Here is a 19,583-nt window from a genome sequence, read left to right as displayed (position 1 = left end):
CCGGTCCCCGTCTCACCGGAATTGTGGCATCGTTCACGTTTGAACCCTGGATAGTGCTGCCCGGCACGGGTTTTCGGACAGCACCGCGGGCCCCGGCATTCCGTCCTTCCCGCTCAGGGCGGGGACACGGCGAGCACCGGCCGATTCCGGTCGGTCAGGCGTTTGACACTCCGGCAATATTGGCCGTGTACGGTCGAGCCGGTTCCGCCAGAGCGTGTCTGCTCAGCGTGCCTCACCCCAGCCCGCCCCGGTGCCCCGGACAGTGCCGTCCGGCTGCGGCCCGGCGGGCCCGACACGCGGCACCGGGCAGCATCCAGCCGAGCCCAGGGGGAAACGATGACCGAGATTGCGCAGCCGACCGGTCGACCGCGGAGTGGTCCGGGGCCGTTCCGGGAGGGCTCCGCCGTCTACATACCCGGACGCCAGGAATCCGACGACGAACGCGTGCCGCCCGACGAGGTCTGCCTGTCGCTGCACAGCCTCGAACTCGCCAATCTCGGGGTGCGCCGAGCGCTGGTGCACGAGCAGGTCGAGACGATCCTGGAGGCCCCGGACCGGCGCGGCCACCCGTACTGCATGTGGCTGGCGGTCCTGACCCTGCTCTACACCGGTGATCTGGTCTCCGCGCGCGCCCGCTGCCGTCAACTGCTCATGGACCCACGATGGTTGGGGTCGCCCCGGCATCAGGCGCTGCTGGCGCTGCTGCGCGCCCGGGTCAGTCTGCTGGCCGGTGACGGGGTCAAGTCGGCGGCGCTGTTGGGTGAGGTGCTCGCCCGCGGTCTGCCGCCGGAGCTGACCCGGCCGGCCGTGGCCTGGCTCGTGGAGGCCCAGGTCCTGGCGGGCAGCCCGGAGGCCGCGCACGGCGCACTGCTCGCGCACGAGCTGGCGGGCCGTCTCGACCCGGAACTCCCCGACGTCGCTCTGGTGTTGGCCGCGCGGGGCGCGCTGCACATGGCGACCGGCAACTGCAAGCAGGCGCTGGACGACTTCACGGCGTGCGGACGGGTCCTCACCGCGCAGGGCGTCACCAACCCGGCGGTCGTGCCGTGGCGTTCACGCGCCGCGTTCGCGGCCCTCGCCACCGGGCGCAACGACCTGGCGCTCGCGCTGGCCGCCGACGAGCTGGCGGCGGCCCGCAAGTGGGGTGCGGCGCGGGGCATCGGCATGGCGCTGCACGCCGTCGCGGTCGCGGGCCGGGACGACTCCTCTCCGGCGCTGCTGGAGGAGGCGGTGGAGCTGCTCGACCTGGCCCATGCGCGCGGCGAGCTGATCCACGCCCTCCACGATCTGGCCGTTCTCCAGAAGGAGCGGGGCGAGCCGGCCGTGGCCCGCTCGCGCCTGGAGGCGGCGGCCGAGGTCGCCCGCGAGAGCCGCAACGGTCTGTGGCCCGCCCGGCTCGGGCTGGTCCTGGAACGGCGGGACCTGCCGGACCTCACCGGCCAGGAGCTGCGCATCAGCGAGCTGGCCCGCGCCGGGTACAGCAACCGGCAGATCGCGGAGACGCTCTTTCTCGCCGTGCGCACGGTCGAGTTCCATCTGTCGAGCGTGTACCGCAAACTCGGCGTGTCCGGGCGGCGGGAGCTGATTTCCGTGCTGGGTTCCCCCTCACCCTGACATTCCGGCCACGTGCAACGCGCCGTCCCCGGCATCGGGGGCGGCGCGTTTTTCTCTTCCCGCAAGCCACGGGTTTCCCCTCCCGCGGGACCGCAGTGCGACCACAGGAAAGCCTGCGGTCCGACCGCAGGTTCTCCCGGGACGCCTTGTGACAGCGGGCGGAACCCTGCGAAGGTCGAATGGCAGGATGATCCCCCAGCGATTCCCCACCTCTGACGGAGAGGGTTTCCTTGCCCATGCCGGAACAGACGGAAGTCGCGGATCTCGTGAAATCGCTCTCCGAGCGGGTGCGGGTCCTCGAAGACGTGCGGGAACTCACCAGGCTGCGCTCCGAATTGCCGCGCCGCATCAACGACGGGCAGTGGGACCGGGTCGGAGAGCTGTTCTCCGGCACCGCGACGCTGGATTACGCGCACCTCGGCCAGGCGACCGGACGCACCGCGGTTCAGGACTACTTCACGGCGCTCCCCGGTCTGATCCAGCAGGACAAGCCGGGCTCCGGCCTGCTCGTCAAACAGTTCGTCCACGGCCATGACGTGGAGGTTTCCGGCGATCACGCCACCGGGGTCAGCTTCTTCGAGGAGCGGGTCGTCTTCGACGACGAGAGCGCGATGGTGGCCGGCAAGTTCACCGACACCTACGTCCGCGAGGACGGCCGGTGGGTCTTCGCCCGGATCGAACTCGCCCTCTACTGGGTTCTTCCGCATCACGAGGGACTGGTGCGCAAAGCACCGTCCGAGACATTCTGAGGTGGATTTCCGTGCTCCAGAAGAACACGACGAAACGGCTCGGATACTGGCTCCTGCATCTGCACCGGCTCTTCGACGAGGCGACCGGCCACGCCCTCGCGGAGGAAAAGCTGAACCGGCGCCAGTGGCAGGTGCTGCACGCCATCCACATCGGGGTCGACACGGTGTCCGGTATCGACGCGGCTTTCGCTCCCTTTCTGGCCGTCGACGGGGACACCTCCTATCAGCCCGTCGTGGACGCATACGAGGAACGCGGCTGGGTCGCGGTCGCCGGAGAACGCGTGATCCTCACGGATTCCGGGACGGCGGCGCACGAGCGCGCGGAAAAGCTCGTCAACGCGCACGCGGCCCGCTCGCTCACCGGGATATCGGAGGCCGAATTCCTCGCCGCCAACGACGTACTGGCGCGTATCGCCGCCAACCTCGAGAGCGAACAGCGGCGCGTGCCGTGTCCGTGACCCGAAGCCCCCGCCGGAGGACCTGATGCCGCACCCCACCGCACCGACCCGCGACGAACTCGTGGACACCGCCGCCAAACTCGTGCCCCTGCTGCGCTCGCGGGCCCTGTGGATCGACGAGCACCGGCGACTGCCGCAGGACGTCGTCACGGCGGTCGAGGAGTCCGGGCTGCTGCGGATGCAGATCCCCGCGCAGTACGGCGGATACGAGTCGGACGCGCGGGCCTTCGTGGACGTGCTCGGGGAGATCGCCAAGGGCAACAGCTCGGCCGCCTTCTGCCTGTCGGTCTACGCCGCGCTGGGCTGGATGGCCGCGCTGTGGCCCGACGAGGCCCTGGACGAGGTGTTCGCGGACCCGCACGTGCGTATCAGCGGCACCACCGCGCCGACCGGCACCGCCCGGCGCACCCGGGGCGGCTATCTCCTCAGCGGCAAGTGGAGCTTCAACAGCGGTGTGCTGCACAGCCGGTGGAAGATCAACGTGGCGATGCCCGAGGACCCGGCCGACGGCAAGGTCCCGCTGTTCTGCCTGGTCCCGGTCTCGGACCTGCGGATCGAGGACGACTGGCACACCATCGGGCTCCAGGGGTCCGGCAGCGTCACCACGGTCGCCGAGGAGGTCTTCGTCCCCTCCCACCGGGTGATCAGCGGGATCGACTTCTACCAGAACGTCTCCAAGTCGCGGATCAACGGCCCCAAGCCGCACTACCGCGTCCCGGTCCTCGTCACCACGAACGCCATCCAGAGCGGCCAGCTCGTCGGCGCCGCCAAGTACGCCCTCGCCAGCTTCCTCGAACGCCTCCCCGGCCGCCCCCTGACCTACACCGACTACCCGAGCCAGCGCGAGGCACCCCTGACCCATCTCCAGCTCGGTGAGGCCGCGTTGCTGATCGAGGACGCCGAACGGCGCGCCCACCGATTCGCGGACCTCATCGCCGGCAAGGCCGCGCGCGACGAATCCTGGACCACCGGGGAGCGGGTCACGGCGCGGGCGCAGATCGGCTGGATCGCCCGGCAGTGCAAAACGGCCGTCGACATCCTCGCGGGCGCGAGCGGCGGCTCCTCGATCCACCGGGACGTGCCGATCACCCGCATCCAGCGGGACCTCCACGCGGCCACGCTGCACCCCATGATCACGCCCGGCGTCAACGTCGAGCTGTACGGCCGCTCGCTGTGCGGGCTCGAACCCAACACGGCCTATCTGTGAGCGGGTTCGAGTCCGCCCACCTCCGAGGGGAGACACGCATGGACGCCTCCGTCATCGTCGTCGGCGCGGGACCCGCGGGACTCGCGCTGGCCGGGGAACTGCGCCTGGCCGGCGTCGACGTCCTGGTCCTGGAGCGCCTGCCCGAGCGCACCGGCGAGTCCCGTGGCATCGGGTTCACCATCCGCACCATGGAGGTCTTCGACCAGCGCGGACTGCTGTCCCGCTTCGGGGACTTCGAGACCAGCGAGGCCGGGCACTTCGGCGGTCTGCCGCTCGACCTCACCGTTCTCGGCGCCGCGCACGGCGCCGCCCGCACCGTCCCGCAGTCCCGCACCGAGGCCGTACTGGAGTCCTGGGCACGGGAGTTGGGCGCCGACATCCGGCGCGGCCAGGAGGTCACGGGGCTCACCGAGGACGCCGAGGGCGTGAGCGTGAGCGTCACGGGCGCCGGGCACGCCCTGCGGGCGCGGTATGTCGTGGGCTGCGACGGCGGACGCAGCACGGTCCGCGGGCTCGCCGGGTTCGACTTCCCGGGGACCGCGGCGACGACCGAGCTGTTCCTGGCCGACGTGCGCGGGGTGGACCTGGAAGCCAAGATGACCGCCGATCCGTCGGCGGGCGGCCTGGTGATGGTGGCCCATCTGCCCGACGGCATCACCCGGATCATCGCCGCCGAGCGCGGCGCGCCTCCCGTCCGCCGCACCGGGCCGCCCGAGTTCACCGAGGTGGCCGACGTGTTCAAGCGCCTCACCGACCACGACATCTCCGCCGCCGAGCCGGTGTGGGTCAGCGCCTTCACCGACACCGCCCGCCAGGTCACGCGGTACCGGCGCGGGCGGGTCCTGCTCGCGGGCGACGCCGCGCACGTCCATCTCCCGGCGGGCGGACAGGGGATGAACACCTCCGTCCAGGACTCGGTGAACCTCGGCTGGAAACTCGGCGCGGTGGTGCGCGGCACGGCGCCGGGCACGCTCCTCGACACGTACCACGACGAACGCCACCCGGTGGGGCGGCGGCTGCTGGCCAACACCCGTGCGCAGAGCCTGCTCATCCTCGGGGGTGACGAGGTGGCCCCGCTCAGGGACATCCTCGGTGAACTCCTCGGCCACACCGAGGTGGTCCGCCATCTCGCCGGCCGGGTGAGCGGTCTCGACATCCGCTACGAGGTCGGCGGCGGCCCGCATCCCCTGCTCGGTCTGCGGCTGCCGCGGCTCGAACTGGAGCGGGGCGACCGGCGCACGTCCAGCACCGAACTGCTGCGCACCGGACGGGGTCTGCTGCTCGACCTCGACGACAACCCCAGGCTCCGCCGCCGCGCGGACCGCTGGACCGACCGCGTGGACCTCGTCACCGCCCGCGCCCGTGCCGTACCCGAGGGCAGCCCCCTGAGCACCACCTCGGCGGTCCTGGTGCGGCCCGACGGACACGTCGCCTGGGCCGCGCCGGGCAGCCACCACGACCTGCCGACGGCGCTGGAGCGCTGGTTCGGCCCGGCGCGCTGAGACGGCACGGCCGGGACAGCGCAGCGAAAACCCCACACGCAGAAGGAGAACGATGCACAGCACCCTGATCGTGGCCCGCATGGCACCGGACTCGGCCGAGCACGTCGCCGGGCTGTTCGACGCCTTCGACCGCACCGACATGCCCGACCGCATGGGCACCCGGCGCCGCCAGCTCTTCGAGTACCGGGGGCTCTACTTCCACCTCCAGGACTTCGACGGGGACGACGGCGAGGGACGTATCGAGGACGCGAAGACCGACCCCCGGTTCGTCTCGATCAGCCAGGACCTCAAGCCGTACATCGAGGCGTACGACCCCGCGACCTGGCGCTCCCCCGCGGATGCCATGGCACGGCGCTTCTACGCGTGGCGGGCCTGATGGCCGGCGTGTCCGGGCGGCGGGTCGTCATCACCGGGGTCGGGGTCACCGCGCCGGGCGGGCAGGGCGCCAAGGCGTTCTGGGACCTGCTCACCGACGGCCGTACCGCCACCCGCCGCATCTCGTTCTTCGACCCCGCGCCGTTCCGCTCGCAGGTGGCGGCCGAGGTCGACTTCGACCCCGTACTGTCCGGTCTGACCCCGCAGGAGATCCGGCGGATGGACCGGGCCGCGCAGTTCGCGGTGGTCACGGCCCGCGAGGCGGTGGCCGACAGCGGGCTCGCCTTCGAGGAGATCGATCCGCGCCGCACCGGCGTCACGGTCGGCAGTGCGGTCGGCGCCACCATGGGCCTGGACCAGGAGTACCGCACGGTCTCCGACGGCGGCCGGCTGGAGCTGGTGGACCACACCTACGCCGTACCGCATCTGTACAACTACATGGTGCCCAGCTCCTTCGCGACGGAGGTCGCCTGGGTGGTGGGCGCCGAGGGCCCGGCGACGGTCGTCTCCACGGGCTGCACCTCGGGGCTCGACGCGGTCGGGCACGCCGCCGACCTGGTCCGGGACGGCACGGTGGACGTGATGATCGCGGGCGCCACGGACGCGCCCATCTCCCCGATCACCCTCGCCTGCTTCGACGCGATCAAGGCCACGACCAACCGCAACGACGACCCCGAGCACGCCTCCCGGCCCTTCGACGCGAGCCGCAACGGCTTCGTGCTCGGGGAGGGTTCGGCGGTGTTCGTCCTGGAGGACCTGGAGCGGGCCCGGGCGCGCGGGGCGCGCGTCTACGCCGAGGTCGCCGGCTACGCCACCCGCTCCAACGCCTTCCACATGACCGGTCTGCGCCCGGACGGCAGGGAGATGGCGGAGGCGATCCGGGTGGCACTCGACGAGGCACGGCTGAATCCGGAGGACATCGACTACGTCAACGCACACGGCTCCGGCACCAAGCAGAACGACCGGCACGAGACCGCCGCGTTCAAGCGGAGTCTCGGCGAGCACGCCCACCGCACTCCGGTCAGCTCGATCAAGTCGATGATCGGTCACTCGCTGGGCGCCATCGGCTCGATCGAGATCGCCGCCTCCGTCCTGGCGATGGTGCACAACGTCGTGCCGCCCACCGCCAACCTGCACACGCCCGACCCCGAGTGCGACCTGGACTACGTGCCGCTGACGGCACGAGACCAGCTCACGGACGCCGTGCTCTCGGTGGGCAGCGGGTTCGGGGGATTCCAGAGCGCGATCGTGCTGGCCGATCCGGGGCGGGAGGAGCGATGACGCGGCGCACGCTCGTCACCGGCCTGGGCGTGGTGGCGCCGACGGGCCTGGGCGTCGAGGAGTACTGGGCGGCGACGCTGGCCGGGCGGGGTGCGATCCGCCGGGTGACCCGCTTCGACCCGTCGCCGTATCCGTCCCGGCTGGCCGGGGAGATCTCCGGCTTCGACGCCGCCGCGCATCTGCCGGGCCGGCTGCTGCCGCAGACCGACCGCATGACCCGGCTCGCGCTGGTGGCGGCCGACTGGGCGTTCGCCGACGCGGGCGTGGTACCGGGCGAGCTGCCCGAGTACGACGTCGGGGTGATCACCGCGAGCCACTCGGGCGGCTTCGAGTTCGGGCAGAACGAGCTGCGGGCGCTGTGGAGCAAGGGCGGCCAGCACGTCAGCGCGTACCAGTCGTTCGCCTGGTTCTACGCGGTCAACAGCGGCCAGATCTCGATTCGCGGCGGGCTGCGCGGCCCCAGCAGTGTGGTCGTCAGCGACCAGGCCGGCGGTCTGGACGCCCTCGCGCAGGCGCGCCGCCAGATCCGCAAGGGCACCCCGGTGGTGATCGCCGGGGCGGTCGACGCCTCGATCTGCCCCTGGGGCTGGGTGGCCCAGCTCACCAGTGGCCGGCTGAGCACCTCGGAGGACCCCGCCCTTGCCTACCTCCCCTTCGACGACCGGGCGGCGGGCCATGTCCCCGGCGAGGGCGGCGCCCTGCTCGTCCTGGAGTCCGCCGACCACGCCCACCGCCGGGGTGCCCCACGGGTCTACGGCGAGATCGCGGGCCACGCCGCCACGGTGGACCCGCGACCGGGCACGGACCGCGTCCCGACCCTCCAGCACGCCATCGAACTGGCTCTCGCCGACGCCGGGTTGGAGCCCGCCGACATCGACGTGGTGTTCGCGGACGCGGCGGCCGTCCCGGAGCTGGACCGGACCGAGGCGGAGGCGATCACCAAGGTGTTCGGCGTCCGCGCGGTACCGGTGACCGCGCCGAAGACGACCACCGGGCGCCTGTACTCCGGCGCCGCTCCGCTCGACCTGGCCGCCGCGCTGCTGTCGATCCGCGACGGCGTCATCCCGCCGACCACCGGCTGTGTCCCCTCCCCCGCCTACGACATCGACCTGGTGACGGGCGCCCCGCGCCCGGCGCCGGTGCGCACCGCCCTGGTGCTCGCCCGTGGCCACGGCGGTTTCAACTCCGCGCTGGTCGTCCGGGCCGCCGCCTCCCCCACCCCCGCGAAGAAAGGTCAAACCCCCATGTCCGCCACGGAATTCACGCTGTCCGACCTGAGGACGATCCTGCTGGAGGCTGCCGGGACCGACGAGAACGTCGATCTCGACGGCGACATCCTCGACCTCGACTTCCAGGACCTCGGCTACGAGTCGCTCGCCCTGCTGGAGACCGCCGGGCGCATCGAGCGGACGTACGGCATCAGCCTGGACGAGGAGGCCCTGTCCGACGCCCGTACGCCCCGGCTGCTCGTCGACCTGGTCAACGCCCATCTGCCGGCCGCCCGCGCCGTCTGACCGGAGGGAGTCCCGCTCATGACCGACAACGGCAGGGTCGCGCTGGTCACCGGCGCCACCAGCGGTATCGGGCTCGCCTCGGCGCGGCTGCTGGCCGAGCGGGGGCACCGGGTCTTCCTGTGCGCCCGGGACGCGACGGCGGTGGCGGACACCGTCAAGTCACTGCAGAACGAGGGCTTCGACGTCGACGGGACCACCGGTGACGTGCGCTTCAAGGAGCAGGTCGCGGAGGTGGTGCGGGCCGCGGTGGCCCGATTCGGGCCGATCGACGTGCTGGTCAACAACGCGGGGCGGTCCGGTGGCGGGGTCACGGCCGACATCGCCGACGAGCTGTGGGACGACGTGATCGCGACCAACCTCACCAGTGTGTTCGTGGTGACGCGCGAGGTGCTGACCTCCGGTGGGATGCGGCACAAGAAGCGCGGCCGGATCATCAACATCGCCTCCACGGCGGGCAAACAGGGCGTGGTGCTCGGCGCCCCCTACTCGGCGTCCAAGCACGGTGTCGTCGGCTTCACCAAGGCGCTAGGCAACGAACTCGCCCCGACCGGCATCACCGTGAACGCGGTCTGCCCCGGCTATGTGGAGACGCCCATGGCCCGGCGGGTGCGGGCCGGTTACGCCGCCGCCTACGACACCACCGAGGACGCCATTCTGGAGAAGTTCCAGGCCAAGATCCCGCTCGGCCGCTACTCCACGCCCGAGGAGGTCGCCGGCCTGGTCGGCTACCTCGCCTCCGACACCGCCGCCTCGATCACCGGGCAGGCCCTCAACGTCTGCGGCGGGCTCGGCAACTTCTGAGCCCGGGCACGCATTCCGGGCGCTGGTCACCCCCGCACGTCCAAGGAATCGAAGGAGAGTTCACGATGACCGTCCGCGAGGTCGAGCACGCGATCACCGTGCACGCCCCGGCCGCCGAGGTCTACCGGCTGCTCGCCGAGGTGGAGAACTGGCCGCGGCTGTTCCCGCCGTCGGTGTACGTCGAGTATCTGGAACGGGAGGGAAACCAGGAACGCATCCGGATCTGGGCGACCGCCAACGGCGAGGCGAAGAACTGGACTTCGCGGCGCGACCTGGACCCGGAGGGGCTGCGCATCACCTTCCGCCAGGAGGTGTCCGCGCCGCCGGTCGCCGAGATGAGCGGCACCTGGATCGTCGAACCGCGCGGCGAACGGGAGACGTACCTGCGGCTGTTGCACTCCTATCGCGCGGTGGACGACGACCCCGAGGGCCTGGACTGGATCGACCGGGCCGTCGACCGCAACAGCAGCGAGGAGCTGCCCGGGGTGAAGGCGGGTCTCGAACAGGTCGCCGACACAGCGGACTTGACCCTGTCCTTCGTGGACTCCGTCCGGGTCGAGGGGTCGGCGAAGGATCTGTACGACTTCGTGAACGAGGCCGACCGGTGGACCGAGCGGCTGCCGCATGTCAGCACCGTCCGGCTGACCGAGGACGTGCCCGGACTCCAGGTGCTGCGCATGGAGACCCGGGCCGTCGACGGCTCGACGCACACCACGGAGTCGGTGCGGGTGTGCTTCCCGCATCACCGGATCGCGTACAAGCAGACCACGCTGCCCGCGCTGATGACCCTGCACACCGGCCGCTGGGAGTTCCGTACCGAGGAGGACGGGACGGTGACCGCCGCGTCGCAGCACACCGTCGTGCTCAACCCGGACAGCATCGGCAAGGTCCTGGGGCCGGACGCGGGCGTGCCCGAGGCGCGGGCGTTCGTGCGCGAGGCGCTCGGCGCCAACAGCCGGGCGACTCTGGAGCACGCCAAGCGGTACGCGGAAGAGCGGCGTTGACTCCGGCGGTGGCCGTCGTCGGGGCCGGCCCCGTCGGCCTGCTCCTGGCCGGTGACCTCGCGGCGCGGGGCGTCCCGACGGTGGTGCTGGAGCAGCTCACCGAGCCGATGACCGAGTCCCGTGCCTCCACCCTGCACGCCCGCACGATGGAGCTGCTGGAGGAGCGCGGCGTCCTGGACCGGCTGGGCCCGCTGCCGGACGGCGGCCCGGGACACTTCGGCGGACTGCGCCTGGAGCTGACCGCCGCGGACCCCGCGCACCGCTGGGCCGGGCAGTGGAAGTGCCCGCAGACCCGGCTCGAAGCGGTGCTCCAGGAACGCGCGCGGGACCTGGGCGCGCAGGTGCGGCGCGGGCGGCGCCTGGTCGCGCTGCGGGACCGAGGCACCGACGTCCTCGTGGAGAGCGTCGGCACCGACGGCCGCCGCGAGCGGCTGACCTGCGCGTACGTCGTGGGCTGCGACGGGGGCGACAGCACGGTCAGGCGCCTGGCGGCCATCGGCTTCGCGGGGAGCGCGGCCCGGCGCGAGATGCTGCGCGCGGACGTCGCCGGGCTCGGCATCCCCGACCGGCGCTTCGAGCGGCACCCGCGCGGGCTCGCCACCGCGCACCGCTGGCCGGACGGCAGCACCCGGGTCATGGTCCACGTCTTCGGCACCGCTCCCGCACCGCGCCCGGGACCGCCCGCGTACGCGGAGGTGGTGGCCGCGTGGGCGGAGGTGACCTGCGAGGACATCGGGCACGGCACCCCGCTGTGGCTGAACGCCTTCGACGACACCCGGCGCCAGGCGGTCGGCTACCGGCGGGGACGTGTGTTCCTCGCGGGCGACGCCGCCCACGTCCAGATGCCGGTGGGCGGCCAGGCGCTCAACCTCGGCCTCCAGGACGCGGCCGATCTCGGCACCCGGCTCCCCGACGGCGACCTCGACGGTTACGACCGGGTCCGCCGCCCGGCCGGCGCCCGCACCCTCGCCGACATCCAGGCGCAGTCGTCCCTGCTGCTCGGCGGCCCGGAGGTGGAGCCCATGCGTCGACTCTTCGCGGAACTGCTCGAACTGAGCCCCGTGCGGCAGCACTTGGCGCGGCGGATCAGCGGTGTCGGCCCGCCGCCACCCCGACCACCCGCGTCCGCCGTCGTGGAGGAACCCGTCGGCAAGGAGCACCCGCCATCGAGCGGCAACCCAGGAACAGGAGGTCCGTCATGAGCAGGCTCACGGGCAAGAGCGCGCTGGTGACCGGTTCGAGCCGGGGCATCGGCCGCGCCGTCGCCCAACGCCTGGCGGAGGAAGGCGCGTTGGTCGCCGTCCACTACGCCAGCGCCGAGGACGCGGCGCGGGAGACGGTGGAGTCGATCGAACGCGACGGCGGCCGCGCCTTCGCCGTCCGCGCCGAACTCGGCGTCCCGGGCGACGTGCACGAGCTGTTCCTCGGGGTCGAGCAAGGACTCAAGGAGCGTACGGGCGAGGCCGCGCTGGACATCGTCGTCAACAACGCGGGCGTCACCACACCGGCCGGTCTCCAGCCGGAGGACGTCACACCGGAGGAGTTCGACCGGCTCTTCGCGGTCAACGCCAAGGCGCCCTTCTTCGTCGTGCAGCGCGCGCTGCCGCTGCTGCGCGAGGGCGGCAGGGTCGTCAACATCTCCTCCGGGCTCACCCGGTTCGCCAGCCCCGACCAGGTCGCCTACGCGATGACCAAGGGCGCGATCGAGCAGCTCTCGCTGCACTTCGCCCGTCATCTCGCGCCGCGCGGCATCACCGTCAACAGCGTGGCACCCGGGATCACCGACAACGGCAGCGCGCTGTTCGACATCCCCGAAGCGGTCGAGCAGATGGCCCAGTTGTCCGCGTTCAAGCGGGTCGGCCAGGCCGTCGACGTGGCCGACGTGGTCACCTTCCTGGCCTCCGAGGAGGCCCGCTGGATCACGGGCGCGTTCATCGACGCCAGCGGCGGCACGCTGCTCGGCTGAGCGGACCCGACGCCGACGAGACGAACGGAGACGGCAGCCGATGACGACCGTGCCCTACGACCGCCCCCGCGCCCCGGCCGACGACCCGGACGAGCCCGGTGATCTGCGCGCCCTGGTGGCCCGCGTGTTCGCCACGCTCCCGCGCCGGACGCCGGTGCCCGCGCGCACCGCGCCCGCCCATCCGCCCCTGCTGCGAACGGAGACCTGACGATGGACGTCGGACTGCTCTTCGACCTGCGCAACCCCGACGCGTGGCACCGGCCGTGGGCCGACCACTACGCACGCTCCCTGGAGTACTGCGAGGAGGCCGACGGGCGGGGCGCCGGGGGTGTGTGGTTCACCGAGCACCACCTCTTCGAGGACGGCTATCTGCCGCAGCCGCTGACCTTCGCCGCGGCGGCCGCCGCCCGCACCCGCCGGGTACGTGTGGGCACCGCCGTGGTGCTGCCCAACCTCCACAAGCCGGCCCAGCTCGCCGAGGACGCCGCGCTCGTCGACCTCATCAGCGGCGGGCGGCTGGAGGTCGGCTTCGGCGCGGGCTACCGGATACCCGAGTACCGGCTGTTCGGCGCCGACTACGGCCGCCGCTTCCGCCAGGTCGAGGCGAACATCCGCGAGGTGCGCCGGCTGTGGGAGGAGGGCGGGATCACCCCCGGACCGCTCCAGTCGCCGGTGCCGCTGTGGGGCGGCTTCTACGGTCCACGCGGCGCCCGGCTCGCGGGCCGTCTCGGCATCGGGCTGCTGCACATCAGCCACGAGATGTACGGCCCCTACCGCGAGGGGCTGGCCGAGGGCGGCCACGACCCGGACACGGCCCGGGTGTCGGACCTGCTGCCCGTCATCCTGGCCGACGACCCGGAGGCGGCGTGGCCACGGGTCGCCCCGCATCTCGCCCACCAGATGAACACCTACCGGCAGGGCTCGCTGGAGGGCACCGACGTGCCCCGTCCGCCCCTGCTGAAGGCGGAGGACTTCCCGCAGCCGCCGCCCGGGGACGGCTCCTGGTCGCTGCTGGAGATCCTCACTCCGGAGGAGGCGGCCCGGCGCATCCACGAGCGGATCAGGGGGCTTCCCGTACGGCATCTGATCTTCTGGGCGAGCATCGCGGGGATGCCGGACGACCTGGTCGTCCGCAACATCGAGCTGATCAGCGAGCGGCTGCCCGTGCTGCTCGCGGAACGGGCGGCGGCCGAGGCGGAGGCGGAGGCCGGGACGGAGTCCGGCGCGGGGGCGGCCAGGGCCCCGGGGGCGGCCGGGGCGTTCAGCCGTGGCTGAGCCGCTGGTCGCGCGGGCCGCTCCGCCGCGGGCGCCGGACGGTGCCTGGCGGCTGCTGTTCGTCCTCTCCGGGAACATGGTGCTGGACGCCGTCGAGGTGTCCGTGGTGCTCGTCGCGCTGCCCTCCATCGCGGGCGAGCTCGGTCTGCCGGTCCGGTCCGTGCAGTGGCTGATGTCCGGCTTCGCGCTCGGCTTCGCGGCAGTACTCCTGCTCGGGCCCAAGCTCACGGCCCGGTGGGGGCTGCGCCGTTGCTATCTCGCCGCACTGATCGTGTTCGCCGGGGCATCCGTGGTGGGCGGGCTGAGCGACACGCTCTGGGTGCTCGTCGCCTCGCGGGTGGTCAAGGGCGGCTGCGCCGCGCTGACCGCGCCCGCCGGGCTGACCCTGATCGCCGCCACCTTCCCCGAGGGTCCGCGACTGCGCCGGGCCGTATCCGTCTACTCGCTCTTCGGCGCCGCCGGGTTCACCCTCGGTCTGCTGCTCTCCGGTCTGCTCACCCCGCTGAGCTGGCACTGGACCTTCCTCTTCCCCGCCCCCGTAGCCCTCGCCCTGCTCCTGTGGGGTCTTCGCACCGTCCCGCACACCGAGCGCCGCATCCCGCCCCGCCTCACCAGGGGTCTGCTGCGCGACGGCGACCTGGTCCGCGCCACCCTGGGCGCGGCCACCCTCAACGGCACCTACGCCGCCCTGCTGCTCCTGACCACCTTCCAGGCGGCGGACCGCTTCGGCTGGCGCCCCTGGCAACTGGCGCTCGCCCTGCTGCCGGCCTGTGTCCCGCTCGCGGTGTCCGTCCCGTTCGCCGGACGCCTCACCGCGCGGTACGGCACCTCGGGCCCCGTCGCGGCCGGAGCCGTGACCGCCTTCGCCGGGCAACTGCTGCTCCTGATACATCCGCGCCCGCGCTCGTACGCGCTCGGGCTGCTGCCCACCCTGCTGCTGGTCGGCATCGCGCTCGCGCTGTCCTTCGCCGCCCTGAACCTCCAGGCCACGAGCGGTCTCACCGCGCGGGAACGCGGCGCGGCGGTGCCCCCCCTGTACCAGACCGGCGTCCAGCTCGGCGGCGTCCTGATGCTGCCCCTGGTCGCCGCCTTGCTCACCGATGGCTCCGGCCCCCGCACCGCGCCGCTCGCCCTGACCCTGGCCGGGGCGGCAGGGGCGCTCGTCTCACTCACCGGCTTGCGCAGCCGTTCCCCGAAGGGACGCACACCGTCATGACCGAGCAACTGACCACCATCTCGATACCGTTGAACATCGCCGTCGTCATCGGCAGCGTGCGCGAGGGCCGGTTCGGGCCCACCGTGGCCCGCTGGTTCATCAAGCAGGCGGAGCAACGCGAGGACATCTCGGTCGAGTTGGTCGACCTCGTCGACTATCCCCTGCCGTTGGAGAAGGCCACCCCGGGCGACCCGCCCGACGAGGAGACCGCGAACCTGCGGCAGGCCCTGGCGACACGGCTCGGCCGCGCGGACGCGTTCGTCGTCGTCACGCCCGAGTACAACAACACCATCCCCGCCGCCCTGAAGAACGCGATCGACTGGATCTTCGACGAGTGGGCGGCCAAGCCGGTCGGCTTCGTCTCCTACGGCGGGATGAGCGGCGGCCTGTGGGCCGTCTCCCATCTGCGCCATGTCTTCACCGAGCTGCACGCGGTGCCGCTGCGTGAGCAGTTGATCTTCCATCAGGTGTGGAACCGGTTCGACGGCGATGCCCCGCGCGACGCGGAGGACAGCGAGGTGGCGGCCAAGACGCTGCTGAACCGGCTGGTGTGGTGGGCGGAGGCGCTGCGCTCCGCCCGCGCCGCGCGGCCGTATCAGCGCTGACCGTCGCCGCCCCGTTTCCCCAGCCGCCCAAGAGAAGGGTTCACCCGTGACCAGCCCGTACACCCGGCCCCTGCGGTTCGGCCTCGTCGTGTTCACCCCCACCTCCCGGGCGGAGTGGGTGGCCAGGGCGCGCCGGGCGGAGAGCCTCGGGTACGACGTCGTGTCCGTCTCCGACCACCTCGGGATGCCCGCCCCGCTGGCGACGCTCGCCCTGGTGGCCGAGGCCACCGAGCGGATCCGGATCGGCACCCTCGTGCTCAACACCTCCTTCTACCGGCCGACGGTCCTGGCCCGGGACCTCGCGACGGTCGACCACTACGCGGGCGGCAGGCTCGAGATCGGGCTCGGCGCGGGCTACGACAAGGCGCAGTTCGACCGGGCGGGCCTGCCCTGGACCGGGGCGCGCGAGCGCGTCGATCACCTGGAGGCCACCGTGCGGGAGTTGCGCAAGGTCTTCGCGTCGCCGGAGACGGTGCCCCCGGCCGCGCAGCCTGGTGGACCGCCGATCCTGATCGCCGGCCGGGGGCCGCGCGTGCTGCGCCTGGCAGCCGAGCACGCCGACATCGTCGGTTTCACCGGCACCGCGCCCGTGCGCGACGGCGACGGCCTGGTGCTGGGCGGCCCGGGCGAGATCACCCGGCGCATCGCCGACGTGCACGCCCTGCTCGGCGACCGCGCCCGGGACGTGGAGCTGAACATCCCCGTCCACCGCGTGCTGCCCTCGGCGGCGACCGGTGCCGTCACCGACGTGTGGCAGAACGAACTCGGCCTTAACGCCGCTCAGCTGGCCGAACTCCCCTCCTTCCTCATCGGCTCGCCCAAGGAGTGCGCCGAGCAGCTGCTGGAGCGGCGCGAGAAGTACGGCCTGAGCTACTACAGCGTGCTGGAGCCGGAGATGGAGGCGTTCGCCAAGGTCATCGAGGAGCTGCGGTGAACGCGCCCGAGGAGACCGCCGCGCTGCGGATCAGCGTCGACGAGGACCGGTGCGTGGCCGCCGGGCACTGTGTCGTGGCCGCTCCCGAGGTCTTCGACCAGCGTGAGGAGGACGGTGTCGTGGTCCTCCTCGATCCCCGCCCTGCCGAGGCGGACCACGGCGCCGTCCGCGAGGCGGCGCTGCTGTGCCCCGCCGCGGCCATCCGTCTGGTGCGGGCGTCCTCGTGACGACCGACGTCGTGATCGTCGGCGCGTCCGCGGGCGGTCTGACGGTGGCCGAGGGCCTGCGCCGACGGGGCTTCACCGGCTCGGTCACGCTGGTCGACGCGGATCCGGAACTCCCCTACGACCGGCCGCCGCTGTCCAAGCAGGTGCTCGACGGCCGCTGGCCGGCCGAGCGGGCCCGGCTGCGGGAGCCGGCCGAACTGGACGCTCTGGACGTGGACCTGCGGCTGGGCTGCCCGGCCGTCGCCCTCGACGTACCGGGCCACCGCATCGCCCTCCTCGACGGCCGGGTGCTCCGTTACCGCACCCTCGTCCTGGCCACCGGCCTGGTCGCCCGCGATATCCCGGGGCACGAACACCTGGCCGGAGTGCACACCCTGCGCACCCTGGCCGACAGCGAACTGCTGCGCGCCGAGCTGGAGTCGGCCCACCGGGTCGTGGTCGTCGGCGCCGGGGTGCTGGGCTGCGAGATCGCCGCGACGGCCCGGAGCCTTGGCCGCGAGGTCACGGTCGTGGAGCCGGCCGCACAGCCCATGGAACGCGTGCTCGGAGCCGAACTCGGCGCGGAGATGGCCCGGTTGCACACCGGTCAGGGCGTGCGTCTGCTCACCTCGACTCCGGTGACGGGTCTCGTGGGAGAGGCGGGCCGGGTCGTCGGCGTCCGCACCGGGACCGGTGCCGTGCTGCCCGCCGACGTCGTGGTGGTCGCGGTCGGCGGGCGCCCCGCCACCGACTGGCTAACCGGCAGCGGACTCGTCCTGGACGACGGCGTGGTCTGCGACGAGCGCTGCCGCGCCGCCGAGGACGTGTACGCGGTCGGCGACGTCGCCCGCTTCGGAGCGGGGGCGGGAGCGGGCGCCGGTGAGCGCGGGGAGCGCCTGGAGAACCGTACGAACGCAACGGAACAGGGCCTCTTCGTGGCGGCGGACATCCTCGGCGCCCGCGCCGCGTACCGCCCCGTGCCCTACGTCTGGTCCGACCAGTTCCAGGTGCGCGTCCAGGTCTACGGCGCCGTCCCCGAGGGGCCGTCCGCCGTCCGGATCGTCCAGGGCTCGCTCCGCGGGAGGAAGTTCGTCGCCCATGTCGAGGCCGGCGGGCGGCTCGTGGCCGTCGTGGGCTGGAACAGCCCCGGCGGGACGCGCACCGCGCGCAGCCTGCTCACGAGCCGCCACCCGGTCCCCCATGCCCCCTGAGAGGAGCCTCATGACCGCCCCGCTGCCCATGCCCCACAACCGGCGCCGCCCCGGTTGCCCCTTCCGCCCCGACGCCGCGCTCGAACGCCTGCGTGAGGAACCGGAGTTGCCGCGCGTCTCCACGTTCAACCCGCAACTGGGCGAGTTCGAGGCCGTCCTGGTCACCCGGCTGGACGAGGTCCGCCGGGTGCTGGCCGATCCGCGGTACGAGGCGGGGTTCGCCTTCGACGGCTCCGGCCCGCGCACGGTCATGAACCAGCCCGGAATCCTGCTCAACTACGACGGCGACGCGCACACCCACTACCGCCGCATGCTCTCGGGCGCGTTCACGGTGAAGCGGGTCCGCTCCCTGGCCCCGGCCGTCCGGCGGGTCGTGGACGAGCGGCTCGACGCCCTGGAGCAGGCCGGTTGCGGGGCCGATCTGGTCGAGACGTTCGCCGGACCGGTGCCGCTGCTGGTCATCTGCGAGCTGCTCGGCATCCCGGCCGAGGACCGCGACGGCATCCAGCGCCGCAGCGCCACCGGCACCGATGTCGGCAACACCCTGGAGACGCAGCTGGAGAACTTCGCCGCGATGGCCGCGTACATGGGCGACCTGGTACGGCGCAAGCGCGCGGAGCCCACCGACGACATCCTCGGCGACCTGATCCGCAGGCACGGACACGAACTCAGCGACGACGAGCTGATCGGCATGGGCAACAGCATCCTGGTCGCCGGGCACGAGACCGTCTCCAGCATGATCGGTCTGAGCGTCCTGGCGCTGCTGGAGGACACGGAACAGCTCGCGGTCGTCCGCGACGACGAGAGCGCCGCACCCGGCGCGGTGGAGGAGCTGCTGCGGCTGCTGTCGGTGGCACCGCCTCTGGTCCGGCAGGCGGCGACCGATCTGGAACTCGCAGGACTGCCGGTCAAGGCGGGCGAGCGGGTCGTGCTGTCCACCCTCGCCGCCGACCAGGACGTCGACCTGGTGCCCGACGGGGCCACACGGCTCGACGTACGCCGCAGGCCGGTCGCGCATCTGGCCTTCGGCTACGGCGCCCATCAGTGCGTCGGCCAGCAACTCGCCCGCCTGGAGCTGCAGATCGCGCTGCCCGCGCTGCTGCGCCGTCTGCCCGGGCTGCGCCTGGCCGTCGGCTTCGACGCCGTCGAGTACCGGGAGGACGCGCTGGTCTTCGGGGTGGCCCGGCTGCCGGTGACCTGGTAGCGGGGCGGACGCACGACGGTGGGCGGGGCGCGGGTGCGCGCCGCCCACCGTCGTGCGTGCGGCTCGGTCGGCCGTCCGCTCAGTCCGCCGGCCGGTCGGCCAGCAGTCCGTGACGGCGCAGGATCGCGTGCACCGTCGACACGGCCGGTACGCCGGGCACGTCCCGGCGCACCAGTTCGTCGTGGATGCGGCGGGCGCCCCAGCGCGGCTGGGCTCCCCGGAGCCGTACGACCTGCGCCTCGATCTCGCTCCTCGTACGGGCCGGGGAGTTCTTGGGGCGGCGGGAGCGGGGAGCGAGACCCGCGGCGCCCTCGGTGCGGTAGCGGGCGAGGTAGACGTAGTACGTCTTGCGGGAGATGCCGTGGCGGCGACAGACCTCCGTGACGGTCAGCCGGTCGCGCTCGGGTGCCAGCAGGATGTCGATCCACTGCTCGGACAGGGCCATCACCTCTTCCACGGTT

At 72.8% G+C, this 19,583-nt stretch carries 21 protein-coding genes and 1 pseudogene; 21 read left to right on the top strand and 1 reads right to left on the bottom strand.

Going from position 1 to position 19,583, the window contains the following annotated elements; translation table 11 throughout:
- Positions 1-336: 336 nt before the first annotated feature.
- The 21 genes and pseudogenes from ACWEEU_RS05255 (at position 337) to ACWEEU_RS05155 (ending at position 19,122) form a co-directional block, all read left to right on the top strand.
- Complete coding sequence (locus ACWEEU_RS05255; protein WP_385745690.1) at positions 337-1,614, top strand: helix-turn-helix transcriptional regulator; 1,278 nt, start codon at positions 337-339, stop codon at positions 1,612-1,614.
- Positions 1,615-1,850: 236 nt separating this feature from the next.
- A complete protein-coding gene (locus ACWEEU_RS05250; protein WP_385745692.1) occupies positions 1,851-2,363 on the top strand; it encodes a nuclear transport factor 2 family protein in 513 nt (170 codons plus the stop codon).
- An 11-nt stretch (positions 2,364-2,374) separates the two neighbouring features.
- Positions 2,375-2,821: a MarR family winged helix-turn-helix transcriptional regulator gene (locus ACWEEU_RS05245; RefSeq protein WP_451728683.1), complete on the top strand. Its 447-nt coding sequence runs from the start codon at positions 2,375-2,377 to the stop codon at positions 2,819-2,821.
- A gap of 25 nt (positions 2,822-2,846) precedes the next feature.
- Positions 2,847-4,028, top strand: a complete 1,182-nt coding sequence (locus ACWEEU_RS05240; RefSeq protein ID WP_451728680.1) for an acyl-CoA dehydrogenase family protein — start codon at positions 2,847-2,849, stop codon at positions 4,026-4,028.
- 38 nt (positions 4,029-4,066) lie between these two features.
- Positions 4,067-5,530 (top strand): FAD-dependent monooxygenase, encoded by a 1,464-nt coding sequence (locus tag ACWEEU_RS05235; protein ID WP_385745698.1) that lies wholly within the window; start codon positions 4,067-4,069, stop codon positions 5,528-5,530.
- 52 nt (positions 5,531-5,582) lie between these two features.
- Positions 5,583-5,906, top strand: a complete 324-nt coding sequence (locus tag ACWEEU_RS05230; RefSeq protein WP_385745700.1) for a TcmI family type II polyketide cyclase — start codon at positions 5,583-5,585, stop codon at positions 5,904-5,906.
- A complete protein-coding gene (locus ACWEEU_RS05225) occupies positions 5,906-7,186 on the top strand; it encodes a beta-ketoacyl-[acyl-carrier-protein] synthase family protein (protein WP_451728675.1) in 1,281 nt (426 codons plus the stop codon). The genes ACWEEU_RS05230 and ACWEEU_RS05225 overlap by 1 nt, the downstream gene beginning before the upstream one ends.
- A pseudogene (locus tag ACWEEU_RS05220) lies at positions 7,183-8,403 on the top strand (ketosynthase chain-length factor); the annotation flags it as partial. The gene ACWEEU_RS05225 and the pseudogene ACWEEU_RS05220, both read left to right, overlap by 4 nt.
- Before the next feature lie 27 nt (positions 8,404-8,430).
- Positions 8,431-8,700 carry an acyl carrier protein gene (locus ACWEEU_RS05215; RefSeq protein WP_451729057.1) on the top strand — a complete coding sequence of 90 codons (270 nt, stop codon included), beginning with the start codon at positions 8,431-8,433 and terminating at the stop codon, positions 8,698-8,700.
- A gap of 18 nt (positions 8,701-8,718) precedes the next feature.
- The gene (gene fabG, locus ACWEEU_RS05210; RefSeq protein ID WP_451728672.1) at positions 8,719-9,501 is read left to right on the top strand and encodes a 3-oxoacyl-ACP reductase FabG; all 783 of its coding nucleotides are present in this window, start codon (positions 8,719-8,721) and stop codon (positions 9,499-9,501) included.
- A 65-nt stretch (positions 9,502-9,566) separates the two neighbouring features.
- Positions 9,567-10,505: an aromatase/cyclase gene (locus ACWEEU_RS05205; protein ID WP_451728669.1), complete on the top strand. Its 939-nt coding sequence runs from the start codon at positions 9,567-9,569 to the stop codon at positions 10,503-10,505.
- A gap of 8 nt (positions 10,506-10,513) precedes the next feature.
- Positions 10,514-11,707 carry an FAD-dependent monooxygenase gene (locus tag ACWEEU_RS05200; RefSeq protein ID WP_451728667.1) on the top strand — a complete coding sequence of 398 codons (1,194 nt, stop codon included), beginning with the start codon at positions 10,514-10,516 and terminating at the stop codon, positions 11,705-11,707.
- Complete coding sequence (locus ACWEEU_RS05195) at positions 11,704-12,471, top strand: SDR family oxidoreductase (protein WP_451728664.1); 768 nt, start codon at positions 11,704-11,706, stop codon at positions 12,469-12,471. The genes ACWEEU_RS05200 and ACWEEU_RS05195 overlap by 4 nt, the downstream gene beginning before the upstream one ends.
- Before the next feature lie 40 nt (positions 12,472-12,511).
- The gene (locus ACWEEU_RS05190; protein ID WP_451728661.1) at positions 12,512-12,679 is read left to right on the top strand and encodes a hypothetical protein; all 168 of its coding nucleotides are present in this window, start codon (positions 12,512-12,514) and stop codon (positions 12,677-12,679) included.
- Between the two features lie 2 nt (positions 12,680-12,681).
- Complete coding sequence (locus tag ACWEEU_RS05185; RefSeq protein ID WP_451728658.1) at positions 12,682-13,746, top strand: LLM class flavin-dependent oxidoreductase; 1,065 nt, start codon at positions 12,682-12,684, stop codon at positions 13,744-13,746.
- Entirely contained in the window at positions 13,739-14,962 is a 1,224-nt protein-coding gene (locus ACWEEU_RS05180) for an MFS transporter (protein ID WP_451728655.1), read from the top strand. The genes ACWEEU_RS05185 and ACWEEU_RS05180 overlap by 8 nt, the downstream gene beginning before the upstream one ends.
- Positions 14,959-15,567 (top strand): NADPH-dependent FMN reductase, encoded by a 609-nt coding sequence (locus ACWEEU_RS05175; protein ID WP_451728652.1) that lies wholly within the window; start codon positions 14,959-14,961, stop codon positions 15,565-15,567. The genes ACWEEU_RS05180 and ACWEEU_RS05175 overlap by 4 nt, the downstream gene beginning before the upstream one ends.
- A 46-nt stretch (positions 15,568-15,613) precedes the next feature.
- Complete coding sequence (locus tag ACWEEU_RS05170) at positions 15,614-16,501, top strand: TIGR03621 family F420-dependent LLM class oxidoreductase (protein ID WP_451728649.1); 888 nt, start codon at positions 15,614-15,616, stop codon at positions 16,499-16,501.
- A 23-nt stretch (positions 16,502-16,524) separates the two neighbouring features.
- Positions 16,525-16,728 carry a ferredoxin gene (locus ACWEEU_RS05165; protein ID WP_451729054.1) on the top strand — a complete coding sequence of 68 codons (204 nt, stop codon included), beginning with the start codon at positions 16,525-16,527 and terminating at the stop codon, positions 16,726-16,728.
- A complete protein-coding gene (locus ACWEEU_RS05160) occupies positions 16,725-17,918 on the top strand; it encodes an NAD(P)/FAD-dependent oxidoreductase (protein WP_451728646.1) in 1,194 nt (397 codons plus the stop codon). Before ACWEEU_RS05165 ends, ACWEEU_RS05160 begins: the two co-directional genes overlap by 4 nt.
- Before the next feature lie 10 nt (positions 17,919-17,928).
- Positions 17,929-19,122, top strand: a complete 1,194-nt coding sequence (locus tag ACWEEU_RS05155; RefSeq protein ID WP_451728643.1) for a cytochrome P450 — start codon at positions 17,929-17,931, stop codon at positions 19,120-19,122.
- Between the two features lie 79 nt (positions 19,123-19,201).
- Here ACWEEU_RS05155 and ACWEEU_RS05150 read toward each other — a convergent pair whose 3' ends face one another.
- The gene (locus ACWEEU_RS05150) at positions 19,202-19,579 is read right to left on the bottom strand and encodes a helix-turn-helix domain-containing protein (protein WP_385750700.1); all 378 of its coding nucleotides are present in this window, start codon (positions 19,577-19,579) and stop codon (positions 19,202-19,204) included.
- Between the last annotated feature and the right edge of the window lie 4 nt (positions 19,580-19,583).

The sequence above is a fragment of the Streptomyces sp. NPDC005004 genome (genome assembly GCF_053600675.1).
Note: the sequence above shows the minus strand (reverse complement) of the source record. Positions and strands in the feature narration are given on the sequence as shown.